The 14,302-nt window shown below is 64.1% G+C and carries 14 protein-coding genes; 8 read left to right on the top strand and 6 right to left on the bottom strand.

The window, feature by feature from the left end; all coding sequences use genetic code 11:
• Nucleotide 1 precedes the first annotated feature (1 nt).
• Together I6F21_RS28490 and I6F21_RS28485 are read right to left on the bottom strand one after the other, a co-directional pair.
• Nucleotides 2-1,792, bottom strand: a complete 1,791-nt coding sequence (locus I6F21_RS28490; protein WP_225140418.1) for an ABC transporter permease subunit — start codon at nucleotides 1,790-1,792, stop codon at nucleotides 2-4.
• Nucleotides 1,789-2,943 carry an ABC transporter ATP-binding protein gene (locus I6F21_RS28485; RefSeq protein WP_225140417.1) on the bottom strand — a complete coding sequence of 385 codons (1,155 nt, stop codon included), beginning with the start codon at nucleotides 2,941-2,943 and terminating at the stop codon, nucleotides 1,789-1,791. Before I6F21_RS28485 ends, I6F21_RS28490 begins: the two co-directional genes overlap by 4 nt.
• Before the next feature lie 241 nt (nucleotides 2,944-3,184).
• On the opposite strand from I6F21_RS28485, the gene I6F21_RS28480 reads away from it, so the two are divergent.
• Genes I6F21_RS28480 through I6F21_RS28445 form a run of 8 tightly spaced genes read left to right on the top strand, consistent with a single transcriptional unit; the run spans nucleotide 3,185 to nucleotide 10,940 of the window.
• Nucleotides 3,185-3,994 carry a CoA transferase gene (locus I6F21_RS28480; protein WP_225140457.1) on the top strand — a complete coding sequence of 270 codons (810 nt, stop codon included), beginning with the start codon at nucleotides 3,185-3,187 and terminating at the stop codon, nucleotides 3,992-3,994.
• Entirely contained in the window at nucleotides 3,994-4,752 is a 759-nt protein-coding gene (locus I6F21_RS28475; RefSeq protein ID WP_225140416.1) for a CoA transferase, read from the top strand. The genes I6F21_RS28480 and I6F21_RS28475 overlap by 1 nt, the downstream gene beginning before the upstream one ends.
• Nucleotides 4,749-7,058 (top strand): molybdopterin-dependent oxidoreductase, encoded by a 2,310-nt coding sequence (locus I6F21_RS28470; protein WP_225140415.1) that lies wholly within the window; start codon nucleotides 4,749-4,751, stop codon nucleotides 7,056-7,058. Before I6F21_RS28475 ends, I6F21_RS28470 begins: the two co-directional genes overlap by 4 nt.
• Nucleotides 7,059-7,072: 14 nt before the next feature.
• Complete coding sequence (locus tag I6F21_RS28465) at nucleotides 7,073-7,642, top strand: peroxidase-related enzyme (protein WP_036026687.1); 570 nt, start codon at nucleotides 7,073-7,075, stop codon at nucleotides 7,640-7,642.
• Between the two features lie 21 nt (nucleotides 7,643-7,663).
• Nucleotides 7,664-8,428, top strand: a complete 765-nt coding sequence (locus tag I6F21_RS28460) for a hypothetical protein (protein ID WP_225128717.1) — start codon at nucleotides 7,664-7,666, stop codon at nucleotides 8,426-8,428.
• Nucleotides 8,429-8,447: 19 nt separating this feature from the next.
• Nucleotides 8,448-9,140, top strand: coding sequence for an L-fuculose-phosphate aldolase (locus tag I6F21_RS28455; protein ID WP_109145146.1), 693 nt, complete (start codon nucleotides 8,448-8,450; stop codon nucleotides 9,138-9,140).
• Nucleotides 9,141-9,172: 32 nt separating this feature from the next.
• The gene (locus I6F21_RS28450) at nucleotides 9,173-10,135 is read left to right on the top strand and encodes a sugar kinase (protein ID WP_109145145.1); all 963 of its coding nucleotides are present in this window, start codon (nucleotides 9,173-9,175) and stop codon (nucleotides 10,133-10,135) included.
• 58 nt (nucleotides 10,136-10,193) lie between these two features.
• Nucleotides 10,194-10,940: an SDR family NAD(P)-dependent oxidoreductase gene (locus I6F21_RS28445; RefSeq protein ID WP_225134998.1), complete on the top strand. Its 747-nt coding sequence runs from the start codon at nucleotides 10,194-10,196 to the stop codon at nucleotides 10,938-10,940.
• Between the two features lie 27 nt (nucleotides 10,941-10,967).
• On the opposite strand, the gene I6F21_RS28440 is transcribed toward I6F21_RS28445, so the two are convergent.
• From I6F21_RS28440 to I6F21_RS28425, 4 genes are read right to left on the bottom strand one after another with little or no spacing between them, the layout of a single operon-like run.
• Nucleotides 10,968-11,942: a tripartite tricarboxylate transporter substrate-binding protein gene (locus tag I6F21_RS28440; protein WP_225140414.1), complete on the bottom strand. Its 975-nt coding sequence runs from the start codon at nucleotides 11,940-11,942 to the stop codon at nucleotides 10,968-10,970.
• Between the two features lie 24 nt (nucleotides 11,943-11,966).
• On the bottom strand, nucleotides 11,967-12,683 hold the full coding sequence (locus I6F21_RS28435; protein WP_050991723.1) for a GntR family transcriptional regulator: 717 nt from the start codon (nucleotides 12,681-12,683) through the stop codon (nucleotides 11,967-11,969).
• A 22-nt stretch (nucleotides 12,684-12,705) separates the two neighbouring features.
• Nucleotides 12,706-13,446: an SDR family oxidoreductase gene (locus tag I6F21_RS28430; protein WP_225140413.1), complete on the bottom strand. Its 741-nt coding sequence runs from the start codon at nucleotides 13,444-13,446 to the stop codon at nucleotides 12,706-12,708.
• A 24-nt stretch (nucleotides 13,447-13,470) separates the two neighbouring features.
• Nucleotides 13,471-14,298 (bottom strand): SDR family oxidoreductase, encoded by an 828-nt coding sequence (locus I6F21_RS28425; protein ID WP_225183864.1) that lies wholly within the window; start codon nucleotides 14,296-14,298, stop codon nucleotides 13,471-13,473.
• Nucleotides 14,299-14,302: the final 4 nt, after the last annotated feature.

Here is a 14,302-nt window from a genome sequence, read left to right as displayed (position 1 = left end):
GTCACGTTGCCTTCCGCGACGTGGCGAGAACGGGCCGTGCAAGGACGAGCCCTGCGACCACCAGCAGCACCTCCAGCGTCGAGACCACGGCCAGCACCGGATTGAGCCGGTAATTGATGTCGCCCCACAGCATGAGCGGGAGCGTCTTCAGCTCCGCGCTCGACAGGAACAGCGTCAGCACCAACTCGTCGAACGAGTGCAGGAAGGCGAAGAATGTCGCTGCAGCGAGGCCCGGCATGATGGCCGGCAGCGTCACCAGGCGGAACACCGTCAGGGACGATGCGCCATGGACGGCAGCCGCCTGTTCGAGCCTTGTATCGACGCCTTGAAGCGATGCGGACAGGATCACCACGACGAGGGGAAGGCCGCCGATCGCATGCGCCGCGGCAAGGCCGAAGACGGAGCCGACCAGGTCGAAACGCAGGAACAGGCTGTAGAGCGACAGGCCGAGCACGACCGGAGGCACGATGATCGGACTTACGAGCAGCAGCATGATGGTGGACTTGCCGCGAATGCTGCTCCTGACGATGCCGAGGGCGGCTGACGCGCCCAGCACGATCGCGATTCCGGCCGACATCGCCGCGACGACCAAGGATGTCCAGAACGCCCGCATCCAGTTCGAATCGGAGAAGAACTGCTCATACCAGCGAAATGAGAAGCCCGGCGGCGGGAAGGTCAGATAGCTTGCGCTGCTGAAGGAAATGATCATCACCACGATGATCGGCAGGATGAGAACGGTAATGACCAGTCCGCCCATGAGGCGAACCGTCCAGGTCCCGAAGCTCGCCGGCAGTCGTCCGAAAAGTCTCAGAAGCGGCCAGCCTATCAAGTCGGCAGCTGAGGCGCCGAAACTACGGCGGCCGTCATCGGCGGCGTAGCGGTTAGTCGTCGTCGGTACGGCCTCGGTCAGCTTGCGGCCGCCCCAAATGAACTCGAAGCCGAGGAAGCGTCCGGCCACCGCGACCACCGCCAGCGTGATCGTCAGCAGCACCACGCCCAAGGCCTGCAGGAATCCCTCCGATGTGACCGAGTCCGCCTGCTGCGTGATATGCATGGCAAACATCTGGTCGCCGGGTCCCCCGAGCAGCGTGGGCGTAATGAAGAACCCGATCGCTGCGACGAAGACCAGCAGGAAGCCGGCGCCCATCCCGGGTAGGGTCAGCGGCAGCAACACGCGCCAGAACGCCGCAATGGGCCCGGCGCCGCTGGCCAGCGCCGCGCGGGTCAGGCTTTGATCGAGGCGCGCCACGCTGGAATAGATCGTCAGCACCATCAGCGGCAGAAGCACCGCGGTCATGCCGAGAAGCACCGTGCCGCGATTGAAGAGGAGCTGCACCGGCTCGCTCAATATTCCGACCGAAACCAGCAGCTTGTTGACCGGCCCGTTGCGGCCGAGCAGGACCATCCAGGCGTAGGTTCGGATCAGGATGGCGATGAAATAGGGCAGCACGATCGCGGTCGCGATCAGGGCCTGGGTCATGCCGCGGCTGCGGTGAATGAGCAGCGCCGTCGGATATCCGAACAGCAGGCACAGTCCGGCGACGGTGACCGAGATCTGCATCGTGCGGACGAGCGAATCCCAATAGAGCGGTATGGCGAACACCCGCTCGAAATAGGTCGACCACGACGGCCCGCTCACGCTGATGCGGATGAGATCGATCAGCGGGAGCAGATAGATGAAGGCCAGAAACGCGAGCGCGGGCAGGAGCAGCAGCGCCGGATCCTTCAACCTCCTGACGAGATCGAGATCCGCAGGACGGCCTGCCTGGGTGCCGATCGATGCCGCGGTCATGCAAGCACCCAGCAATCCGCGGCGCCCCAGCTCACGTGCAGACGATCGCCGACGGCCGGCAGCGGCCGGTCGGCCATGTCGGTGCAGCGGATCAGGAGCGGATCTCCGCCCTCCATTTGCGCCTCGATCCGCAGGATCTCGCCGAGGAAGATCGCAGACGTGACGCTGACGGGCGTGGAATTCGCAGCCGGCTCGTTCGACACCGCGATGCGTTCCGGACGCACGAGCACGGTTGCGCGTCCGACGTCGATCGTGTCCCGGCTTTCGGCGCTGAACACGTATCCTGCACGGTTCTTCATCGTCAGTGTCGATCCGCGCTTCTGCAGGATCTCACCCTCGATCAGATTGCTCTCGCCGACGAACGAGGCGACGAAGCGATCAGTCGGATGCCGGTAGATGTCCAGGGGGCGGCCGATCTGAACGATCTTGCCGGCGTTGAGTACCGCGATGCGGTCGCTCATCGTCAGGGCTTCGCCCTGGTCATGGGTGACGAACAGGATCGTGCTGCCGATGGTCTGGTGAAGGTCGCGGATCTCGATCTGGATCTGCTCGCGCAACCGCCGGTCGAGGGCGCTGAGGGGCTCGTCCATCAGCACGACCTTGGGCTTCCTGACGATGGCGCGGGCAATCGCGACGCGCTGCTGCTGTCCACCCGACATTTGCGAGGGAGACTTCGTCGCATGCTCCGTCAGCCGCATGATCTCCAGCGTTTCGGCGACGCGCCGCTCCGCAGTCGCCCGGTCGACCCCCGCCATCCGAAGCGGAAACGCGACGTTCTGGCTGACCGTCATGTTCGGAAATAGCGCGTAGCTCTGGAACACCATGCCGAAGCCGCGCTTGTGCGTGGGTACGTTGTGGACCGGCTTGCCGTCGACGAGGATCTCGCCGCTGTCGAGGCTCTGGAATCCGGCGACAAGGTTGAGCAGCGTCGTTTTTCCGCTGCCGGATGGGCCAAGAAGCGTGATGAACTCGCCGGGCTCGATGTCGATGCTGATCCGGTCGACCGCATGAAAGTTGCCGTAAGCTTTCACCGCTTCACGGACGGCAATGCTCGATCCGAACGCGTCGCGGTCCCGGAGGCGGCCGGTCGGCAATGTCCGAACGTTCGCATCGCCAGAGCGCATCGCACGCTGAGCCGAAGGCTCGCCCATTCTATCCTCCCAGTATGTTCTATATTATAGAACGTCATTCCAATTATTGTTGGAGCAGCGCGTCGTCTTGTCAAGTCGCGCCGCCTGATCGCGGCGCAAAGGTGCGCTGCTGCGGCCGGCTGCGCGCGAAAGTCCTGGAAATGAAGGCTCCGCCGGCGAAGCCGGATTGACAGCATCGTCCAAATCCGCCTAACATAATTTGGAATTGCGTTCTACAATATAGAACAAAGCCGGGAGGATGATGGTGTTGAGCGAGCCTCGCGTCATGGCGAAGCACATCGAGCCGGGCATGCGCGTCGCGCTGCCCGTCGATTACGCCGGCGTCTCCATGGCCATGACGCGTCCAATGATCGAGCATGGCGCGGGCGATCTCGATCTGGTCTGCGTGCCAACCGGCGGATTGCAGCTCGACCAGCTTGTCGGCGCAGGTCTGGTCCGGACGGTGGAGACCAGTGCGGTCTCGCTGGGCGAAGCAGGTGGAGCGCCCCGGTTCAACGCGGCGGTCAAGGAAGGCGCGGTTCGACTGAAGGACGCGACCTGTCCTGCCATCCATGCGGGCCTGATGGCGGCGCAGAAGGGCAGCCCCTTCATGCCCCTTCGCGGGCTGATCGGAACGGATCTGCTGCGCCACCGCGACGATTGGCGCGTCGTCGACAATCCGCTGGCGGATGGAGGCGATCCGATCGTGCTGATTCCCGCCATCAAGCCTGACGTCACGATCTTCCATGTGCCGATGGCTGATCGCTTCGGCAATGTCTGGATCGGGCGACGCCGCGAGCTTGCCGCAATGGCCTACGCTTCGCAGACAGTTCTCGTCACTGTGGAGCGCATCGTCGAGGAAAATCTGCTCGCCGACGAGATGAGCGCGGCCGGCGTGCTGCCGGCACTCTACGTCACGGCAGTCGCGCGCGCACCGAAGGGCGCATGGCCATACGGTTTATGGGGCGAGTATCCCGCCGATAGCGCGGAGATCGCGCGTTATGCGAAGGTCGCGCGAACGGCCGATGGCTTCTCGGCCTATATGGCGCAGGCGCAGATGGAGCCCGCGTGATGTCGGACGTTCTCCCTCGCGAAGTGCTGATTTGCACGATCGCGCGGTTGCTCGATGGCGTCAGGCATGTTGCCGTAGGCGCCTCCTCTCCGATTCCTGCCGCTGGCGCGATGCTGCTGCGTGCAATGAAGGAGGCGCGTGGCGCCGTTGGTCCACGCCTCTCCATCCTCGGTTCTGTCGAGCATAATTTCTTCACCAACGGTTCGGCGGAGCTGTTCGATTGTGCAGGTCAGGGCCGGATCGACGCGTTCTTCCTCGGCGGTGGCCAGATCGACGGCCTTGGCAACGTCAACCTCGTCGGCACCGGTGACTATCCGCGCTCCAGCGTGCGCTGGCCCGGCTCGTTCGGGTCGGCCTATCTCTATTTCGTCGTGCCGCGGGTCATCCTGTTCCGCGAGGAGCATACGCCGCGCGTCTTCGTCGAGAAGGTCGACTTCATCAGTGCCCCCGGCGTCAGTCCCGAGGGAGTCTTCCGGAGCGGCGGCCCCGTGGCTCTCTTGACCGGCAAGGGACTCTTTCGATTCGACAAGACGCGGCCGGGGTTCGAGCTGGACAGTGTTCACCCCGGGCACGATCTTGCGGAGATCAAGCAAGCGACCGGCTTTCGATTCGAGCATGAAGCCGAGCCGCGGCAGACCGCGCTGCCCGATCGATCGACACTCGATCTGCTCCGCGGCCGCGTGTTCGACGAACTCGCCGAGACCTATCCCGAGTTCGCCGCGCAGATGCGGCGCGAACTTGGAGCGGTGGACGCATGAGCAGGATCAAACGGATCCCGCATTGCAGCCATTGGGGTGCGTACACGATCCTCGTCGAGGATAATCGCATCGTGGGCATCGAGCCGTTCCAGCACGATCCGGCGCCGTCCCCGATCATCCATTCTATTGCCGAATGGGCAAATCCCGAGCGGCGCGTGCTGCGGCCGATGGTCCGTTCCGGCTGGCTGGACAAGCGCGAAAACAGCGATCGCCGCGGGCGTGGCCGAGAGAAGTTCGTTCCTGTCAGCTGGGACGAGGCGACGACGCTGGTTGCCGACGAAGTGCGCCGCGTCGCCGACGCGTTCGGGAACGCATCGATCTTTGCGGGCTCCTATGGTTGGACGAATTCGGGGCGCCTGCATCATGCCTCTTCGCTTCTGAAGCGCATGCTCAATCTGGTTGGCGGCTTCACCCGGCACGTCGATACCTATTCCATCGCGGCGGGTCCGGTGATCCTGCGCCACACGCTGGGCAACGACGACGCGTGTGGCGGCCGCGCCAATACGCTCGACACGATCGCGCAGCACACCGAGACGCTGGTGGTGTTCGGCGCTCTGTCGCCACGAACCGCGCAAAACGAGGCCGGAGGAATTGGCAGCCACCGCCTCGAGACTTATCTCAGGAAAATCGTCGAGCGTGGCGTCAAGGTCATCCACGTCTCACCGCTGAAGGACGATCTGCCGGACTGGGTCGATGCCGAATGGTGGCCGATCCGGCCGAACGCCGACACTGCGCTGATGCTCGGCCTCGCCGGCGAGATCGTGAAGGCCGGCCGGCACGACACGGATTTCCTTGCGCGCTGCACCAGCGGCGCGGATCGTCTTCTTCGCTATCTCGAAGGCAAGGCGGATGGCGGACGAAAGGACGCCTTGTGGGCCGCCGGCATCTGCGGGCTCGGTGCAGGCCAGATTGCCGAGCTCGCAAGGCGCCTGGTCGACACGCGGAGCATGTTGACGGTGAGCTGGAGTCTGCAGCGTGCCCATCACGGCGAACAGCCGTTCTGGGCGGCGCTCGGACTGGCCTCGATAATCGGCCAGATCGGGCTGCCGGGCGGCGGTGTCGGTTACGGCTATGCTTCGCTGGGAGGTGTCGGGGCCCCGCTCAATCTCGGCAAGTCTCCAGCCATTTCACAGCTGAAGAGGCCGATCGACAGCTTCATCCCGGTGGCGCGCATCAGCGACATGCTGCTCAATCCCGGTCGGCCATTCAGCTATGAAGGCGAGATCCGCTCCTATCCGGATACGAGGCTGGTCTATTGGGCGGGCGGCAATCCTTACCACCATCATCAGGATCTCAACCGCCTGTCGGAAGCCTGGACGAGGCCCGAAACGATCATCGTGCAGGACCCGATGTTCACCGCGACAGCCCAACGGGCCGACATCGTGCTGCCGGCAACCACGTCGATCGAGCGTAACGATCTTGCCGGCAACAGGCGCTCCGACTTCATCCTGGCCATGAAGAAGGCCATCGAGCCGCTGGGCGAAGCCCGCTCCGACTTCGATATCTTCAACGCGATTGCAGGCAAGCTCGGTGTGGCCGAGCGCTTCAACGAAGGCCGCGACGAAATGGGTTGGGTCCGGCATCTCTACGAAGCCTGCCGGGACGACGCTTCGAAGCGCTTTGGTTTCGCCATGCCGGAGTTCGATGCGTTCTGGGAATCCGGCTATGCCCACTGCCCGGTCAAGGCAGACCACACGTTCCTGGCCGACTTCCGCAACGAGCCCGAGGAATACCCGCTCAACACCGAAAGCGGGAAGATCGTACTCGGCAGCGAGACGCTTGCCAGGCTCGACTATCCCGACTGCCGCTCGCATCCTGCCTGGATCGAGCCCGCCGAATGGCTCGGCACTGCAGAAGCTGGCCAAATGCACCTCATCTCGCATCAGCCGGCCGGCCGTCTTCACAGCCAGCTTGAAACCGGCCCATCGAGCCGCGTCATGAAACGCAATGGCCGTGAACAGGCCCGTCTTCATCCTGACGACGCGGCTGCTCTCGGCATCGTCGACGGCCAGACGATCCGCATCTGGAACGACCGCGGGGAATGCCTTGCGACTGCTGAGGTCAGCGACGAGGTCCGCCGGTGGGTGCTTGTGCTCCCGACCGGCGCCTGGTTCACACCGACCGGCAATAGCGGCCTCGAGGTCGCCGGCAATCCGAACGTGCTCACGCTCGACATCGGCACGTCTCAATTCGGCCAGGGCTGCTCGGCCCATACCTGCCTGGTGCGGGTCGAGCCCTACGCCGCCGATCGGCGCGATGCGTTCGAGGCCTATCAGGAAACGCTCGTCGCGCTTGCGGCAGTCTAACAGGAGCTTGGAACATGTCTGCAACCGCGATCAGCCGCTTTCCCGTTCCCGATATCGCGACGCTGCCGGAGGATATCCGCGCACGGATCGAGGCCGTTCAGGAGAAGTCTGGATTCGTCCCGAACGTCTTCCTGACACTCGCGCATCGTCCGGACGAGTTCCGGGCGTTCTTCGCCTATCACGACGCTCTCATGGACAAGCCGGGGCCGATCACCAAGGCCGAGCGCGAGATGATCGTCGTCGCGACCAGCAGCGCCAATCAATGCCAGTACTGCGTGGTCGCGCACGGCGCCATCTTGCGCGTGCGCGCGAAGAATCCGCTGATTGCGGACCAGGTCGCCGTCAACTACCGCAAGGCCGATATCACCGCGCGGCAAAGGGCGATGCTCGATTTCGCGATGAAGGTCTCGGTGCGCGCCTATGAGGTGGACGATTCCGACCTCGTGGATCTCAAGGGACATGGATTCACCGAGGAGGACGTCTGGGACATCGCAGCCATCGCTGCATTCTTCGGCATGTCGAACCGCCTCGCCAACGTCACCAGCATGCGTCCGAACGACGAGTTCTTCGCGATGGGACGCTAAACGCCGCGAACGAGAGCTGCAATGGTATCGCTGGTCATCGACAGGCGCTTCCGGGGCCCACCCAACTCCGGCAACGGCGGTTATGTATGCGGATGTCTCGCAAGGCACGTCAGTGGAGACGCCGAAGTGACGTTGCGCGCCCCGCCGCCGCTGGAGCGGTCGCTCGACGTGCTGACGGGGGCCGACGGCGGGATCGAGTTGCGCGAGAACGACAAGCTGCTCGCGACGGTGCGTGCAACAGACATCGATGTGCCGGACGTTCCCAGGGTAAGCTACGAGGCGGCCGAAGAGGCGGCCGGCCGAACACCCTACGAAGAGCAGACTCATAACCTTCCGACTTGTTTTGTCTGTGGCCCCGCGCGTGGTCACGGCGATGGTCTTCGCATCTTCGCAGGCCCGCTGCAGGCGGGCGCTGTCCCGGGCAAGCCCGTCGTGTTCGCGGCCTCCTGGGTACCTCATGGGAGCCTGTCCGGTGCGGACGGCCATGTCGCGCCCGAATTCGTCTGGGCCGCTCTCGATTGCCCGACCGGCTATTGCAGCGTTGGCGCCCGTCACCTGGGATTGAAGGGCGACGAAACGGCGCTGCTCGGACGCATGGCCGCTCGGATCGAACGCCGGCCGCGTCCCGGAGATCGATGTGCGGTGGTGGCGTGGCCGACCGGGCGGGAAGGCCGCAAGTTGTTTGCCGAGAGTGCTTTGCTCGATGCCGAGCAGGAGGTGCTGGCGACCGCGCGAGCCACCTGGCTGTTGGTCGACCGTCAGGTCCAGCTCGGAGCAAGTGCATGAACCAGGGTGGAAGCAAGGTATGACCGGCCGCGAAGCAGAGCTCGAACTTCGTCAATCCATCATCGACGCGTGCCGCGAGATGGCGGCGCAAGGCATCAACCAGGGAACGTCCGGAAACATCAGCGTTCGAGCCGACGACGGCATCCTGCTGACGCCGTCCGGTCTTCCCTACGACCGCATGAAGCCCGAAGACATCGTGGCCATGAAGTGGGACGGCTCATGGACTGCATCGGCCGGCAATGTTCCGTCGACCGAATGGCGTTTTCACCTCGACATCCTCAAGTCGAAGCCGGAGGTCGGCGCCGTCGTTCACGCCCATCCGGTCTTCTGCACCATCATCGCGATCATGAATCGCTCGATCCCTGCGATTCACTACATGATTGCCGCGGCCGGCGGCAACGACATCCCCTGCGCGCCCTATGCGCAATATGGTACGGCCGAACTGTCGCAGGCGGCCCTGAACGCGCTTCGCTATCGCCGCGCCTGCCTCCTCGCACATCACGGGCTGATCGCCATCGGTCCCAACCTGCGCAAAGCCTTGTGGCTCGCGGTGGAGGTCGAGGTGCTCGCCAAGCAGTATCACGGCTGTCTTCAACTCGGCTCTCCTCCGCTGCTACCGGACGAGGAGATCGACAGCATCCTGAAGCGATGGGGGCATTACGGCCTGCGCGATAGCGAGGGCGCGCCCAAGATTACCCAGCTGTCGAGCTAGATCACGAATAATCCCCTGCCTTGCGAGAACTCATGGCCTACACTCACGACGTCAGCGTCTGCGGCACTTACATCCTGGATATTCTCGGGGTCCCCGTTACCGAGATCCCACCCGGAGGTGGCCGGTTGTTGATCGAGGAAATCCGGCTCGCGGTCGCCGGCACGGCCGGCGGAACGGTCGTTCCTTGCGCGCGGCTCGGCTTGAGGGCGCTCGCGGTTGGTGCCGTCGGCTCCGACGAGAAGGCTGATTGGATGCTGAACGCGCTGGAGCGCGAAGGCATCGATATCGCTCTGATGGAGCGAATGACCGGCGCTCCAACCTCTGCAACGATTTTGCCGATCCGGCCCGACGGCTCGCGTCCGGTCATGCATGCGAGGGGCGCCTCAGCCCGATGGCGGATCGCGCCCGAAACGCAAGTAGCCGCATGCCGGAGCAAAATTCTCCATCTCGGCGGGGTCGGCTCTCTACTTGCGATGGATGGAGCGCCTTCCGTCGCATTGCTGCAGGACGCGAAAGCCGCTGGTTGCACGACGACGCTCGATCTCATCCAGGCGCGGCGTGAGACGCTGGCGCTGGTCGAGCCTCTGCTGCCTTACGTTGACTTCTTCATGCCGAGTATCGACGAGACCAGTGCCATGGTGGGAACCGACGATCCCGCCGCATGCGCGCGGTTCTTCATCGACAAGGGGGCGGGGGCCTGCGCCATCTCTCTCGGCGCCGACGGCTCGTTCGTGATGACCCGCGACGGACGCCAGTTCACGGTGCCGGCGTTCGACGTTGCCGTTCGCGATACGTCGGGATGCGGCGATTCCTATACGGGCGGCTTCATCGCGGGGCTGGCTCGCGACTGGGACCTGCTCGACTGCGCCAAGCTCGCGACCGCGACGGCCGCGATCGTCGCGACGGGGCTGGGTTCGGGCGCCAATCTCGTATCCTTCGAGGAAACCGTGAAGGCCATGAACACCTTGCCAGTCCGCAAGCCGGCTCGCGCCTGATCTTTTCAACGCCGGTAAAGAACCAACATTCATTGGAAATAACAGGGGAGAACGCAACATGGCCCGACATGCGATCGTGACGGGGGCAAGCCGCGGCATTGGCCGTGCGATTGCCACTGGCCTTGCCAAGCGAGGCTACGATCTCGCGCTGACCGACATCGCGGCCCAGGAGAAGGTTCTGCTCGAGACCGTCGCCGAGGTCGGCAAGCTTGGCGGCCGCTGCATCCCGGTGCTGGGCGACGTCAGCGATATCGGCGATTGCAGGCGTGCGGTGGCTGAAGCCGTCCAGGGTCTCGGGCACGTCGATGTCCTCGTCAACAATGCGGGCATCCTCAGGCTGGCGACCATCGACGAGCTGACGACGGATACATGGGATCAGACCTTCGCCGTCAACACGCGCGGCGTCTTCCAGATGACCCAGGCCGTGGTGCCACATATGAAGGAGCGCAAATACGGGCGGATCGTCAACATCGCCTCGCTCGCCGCACGGACGGGCGGTCCGGGACAGTCCCACTATGCCGCGTCGAAGTCGGCCGTGGTCGGATTCACCCGGGTGTCGTCTATGGAGTTCGGCGGCTACGGCATCACGGTCAATGCCGTATGCCCGGGCATCATCGTGACGGAGATGGGGATGAACAATCTCCGCGATCCCGAGCGTGTCGCCTATTTCGAGAAGGTCACGGACCTACACCGGCTCGGGCAGCCGGAGGACGTCGTCGGGCCCGTTGCGTTCTTTGCGTCTGACGATTCTGCGTTTGTGACCGGCCAAGCCCTCAACGTGGACGGAGGCATCTTTTACAGTTAGCAACGGGGTCGATCCGCTCTAACTAACCTATTGCGGCTCGATGCCGGCTGCCTTGATAATCCTTCCCCATTTGCCGATCTCAGCCTTGAGAAAGGCTTCAAGGGCTTCCGGCGTCGCGCGTTCGGGTTCAACCGGGGACATGCTGAGCTCACCAAACCGATTGATCAGGGCGGGATCCTTCAGCGCGGTCTGCAGCGCGCCGACGAGTTGGTCGACTACGGGCTTCGGCGTGCCGCGCGGGGCGTAGAGGCCATACCAGGTCGTCACGTCGAACGCGGGAAGGCCGGCCTCGGCCGAGGTCGGCACGTTCGGCAGCGTTGCAACCCGCTTCTTGCTCGTGATCGCGTAGCCCTTGATCGTGTTCGACTGAATATAAGGCGTCGGCCCGGTTGCAGGGTCGCAATAAACGTCGATGTGGCCGGCGATGACGTCGTTCAGCGCCGGGCCGCCGCCCTTGTAGTAGATCGGGGTAAGCTTGGTATCGGTGGTGCTCATGAACATCAAACCGCAGAGCTGTGAGGCCGAGCCGAGACCGACATTGCCGAAGGTGATCTTGTCGCCGGCGTTGCGGATCTGCGCGATCAGCTCGTTGAGATCCTTGGCAGGAAAGTTCGACCGCGCCACGAGGATCATTGGGACGTCGGTGACGAGCCCGATCGAGGCGAAATCGCCGACCGGATCGAACGGCAGCTTGGCGTAGAGGGCCGGTGCTGTGGCCTGGCCGACATGCATCAGCAGCAGCGTGTAGCCGTCGGGGGCCGCCTTGGCCACACGGTTGGTGCCGAGCGTGCCGCCGGCGCCGACGACGTTTTCGATCACGATCGACTGTTTCAGCGTCGCACTCATCGCGCCGCCGAGGATGCGTGCGATCACGTCGCCGGGACCGCCAGCTGAGAACGGCACGATCATCGTGACCGGGCGGGTGGGGTAGTCTTCCGCAATGGCTGCGCGGCAGGGATAGAGCAGGACAAGCAGGATCAGCGATCGTACGAGATACGTCATCGAACACTCCCTGGCGGCAATGTTTTAGTCGTCGGAAGGCGCCGCCTCCTTGGCTGCCGACGATTTTTCGATCATGTCGAGCGCGGCCACCGCAGCCGCATTGATGTGGTCGACGCAGCAGCGCTCGGCGAGGTCCGCATCGCCGTTCTGGATCGCGCGCCAGATCGCGGTAACCTCGCGCAAGCTCTTGTTGATCCGCTTCGGCTGCGACATCGAGGTGATCCGCAACAGCTGGATTCGGTCATGCAGCGGCTTGAGCATGCGCTCGATGAACGCGTTGCGGCAGCCACCGATCAGAGCGGCGTAAAAGTCGGTCTTGGCTTCCAGGCATCCGACGAGGTCCTGCTTGGCTGCGGCTGCCTTCAGCCGGGTCAGGGCTTCCCCGATCCGGCGAGCCACTTCCGGGTCGTGAAGCCTGGCGCATTCACGGCCGGCGAAGCCTTCGAGCACCGCGCGGGCGGCGTAGAGCTGCCGGGCCTCCTCCAGGCTGATCGTGGAGACCACGGGGCCGCGGTGAGGGACCGTATTGACCAGCCCGTCGGCCTCGAGGGCGCGTAGCGCTTCGCGGATCGAGGGGCGGCTGACGCCCATCATCTCGCAAAGCTCGCGCTCGACCAGGCGCTGGCCCGGTTTCAGCGTGCCGGACATGATCGCCTCGCGCAGCTTTTGCGCCACCATCGCTCGGACGGTCGGTACGTCATCGATGCGGAGTGTCGACTGCAATTCGCGGCGTCTTTCCATGTCCGGGCCTTGGTTGGAATGATCAATACCGGTTTACAGGCAGAATCATCATTTCGGCAATTTGAACGTGGGCGGGCTGATCCAGGGCGAACACGATCGAGCGGGCGATGTCGGCCGGCTCAAGCGCCATCCTGAACTGGTCGAAATAGTCCTTTTCCTTCTGCTTGTCGCCGCGGTAGCGGGTCAGGATGATGTTGGTCCTGGTTAGGCCGGGCTGGAGCTCGGTGACCCGGATCGCGGTGTCCGCCAGCTCGCCCCGGAGGGTCTCGGTGAACATGTGCACGCCCGCCTTGCTGGTGCTGTAGGCCGCCATATCCGGGACTACACGGACGGCGTTGATGGAGCTGATGTTGACGATATGGCCGGCGTTGCGCTTGACCATGTCGGGGAGGATCGCGCGGGTGACGCGCATCAGGCCAATCAGGTTGGTCTGGATGATGTTGGACCAGTCGTCGGCGGAGCCGGCGTCGAAGCGTGTCCGGCCGCCGATGTCATGCCCGGCATTGTTGATGAGGATTTCGACCGGCTTGAAATGAGCAGGGATGGCCTCCGGCAGACTATCCACGTTCCGGGAATCGCTGACGTCGAGCTGAATCGGAAACACCCTGTCGCCGACGGTGGCCGCCAGCTGCTGAAGCGCCTCGGCGTCACGATCGACCAGCACGACGCGGCGGCCGCTGTCCAGCAGCGCCTTGGTGATGGCACGTCCCATGCCGCCGGCAGCGCCGGTCAGGACGACGGTCTGGCCTGGTTGTTCGGTCATCTCAGCACTCCCATTCCAATGCTCTCATGCGATTGACCAGCCGCCGTCGATGGGCAGGCTGGCGCCGGTGATGTCATTTGCCGCGGTGCCGCAGAGAAAGATGACCATGGCGGCGACCGCATCCATTTCGACGAAGCGCTGCGTCGGCTGGCGCTCGCCAAGATATTCGCGGGTCACGTCATCGACGGGGCGTCCGCTATTCGCTGCCATCGTCGCGATCTTGTTCAGGATCGCCGGCGTCGGCAGCGTACCCGGGCAGAGCGCGTTGCAGGTGATTCCGCTGCGGGCGGTCTCGATGGCCACCGCGCGGGTCATGCCGAGGATTGCCGCTTTGGTCGTGACGTAGTCGATGCGATCTTCGACCGCGCGGCTCGAATAGATCGAGCCGATATTGATGATCCGGCCCCAGCCGCGCTGCTTCATCGCGGGCAGCGCAAGGCGGATCAGGTGGAATGGCGCCGACAGGTTAACAGCGAGCGCCTGGTCCCAGCGATCGGGTGGAAACTGCTCGATCGTCGAGAAATGCCTGACAACGGCGTTGTTGACAAGGATGTTGATAGCTCCGCAGCGGCCGAGCAGGCCGACCATCATGCTCTCGATGTCGTCGCGCCCGGACAGATCGGCAGCGGCGGGGATGACCTCGACGCCGAAGCGGGCGCTGAGGTCGTCCGCGGGCTGCTTCGGCGCAACGAGGTCGTGCAGGACAATGTTGCAGCCCGCGCCGGCCAGGCCTTCCGCGATGGCGAGGCCAAGGCCTGCGGTCGCGACCTGGTTGGTGTAGTAGTTGTTGAGCAGGCGGTACGGGATCGGGTCGCCCTTATAATTGGCCTGCTTGAGCAGATCCTGCGCCAGCTTC

The organism is Bradyrhizobium sp. NBAIM03 (genome assembly GCF_020194055.1).
GTDB classification, from domain to species: Bacteria; Pseudomonadota; Alphaproteobacteria; order Rhizobiales; family Xanthobacteraceae; genus Bradyrhizobium; species Bradyrhizobium yuanmingense.
Note: the sequence above shows the minus strand (reverse complement) of the source record. Positions and strands in the feature narration are given on the sequence as shown.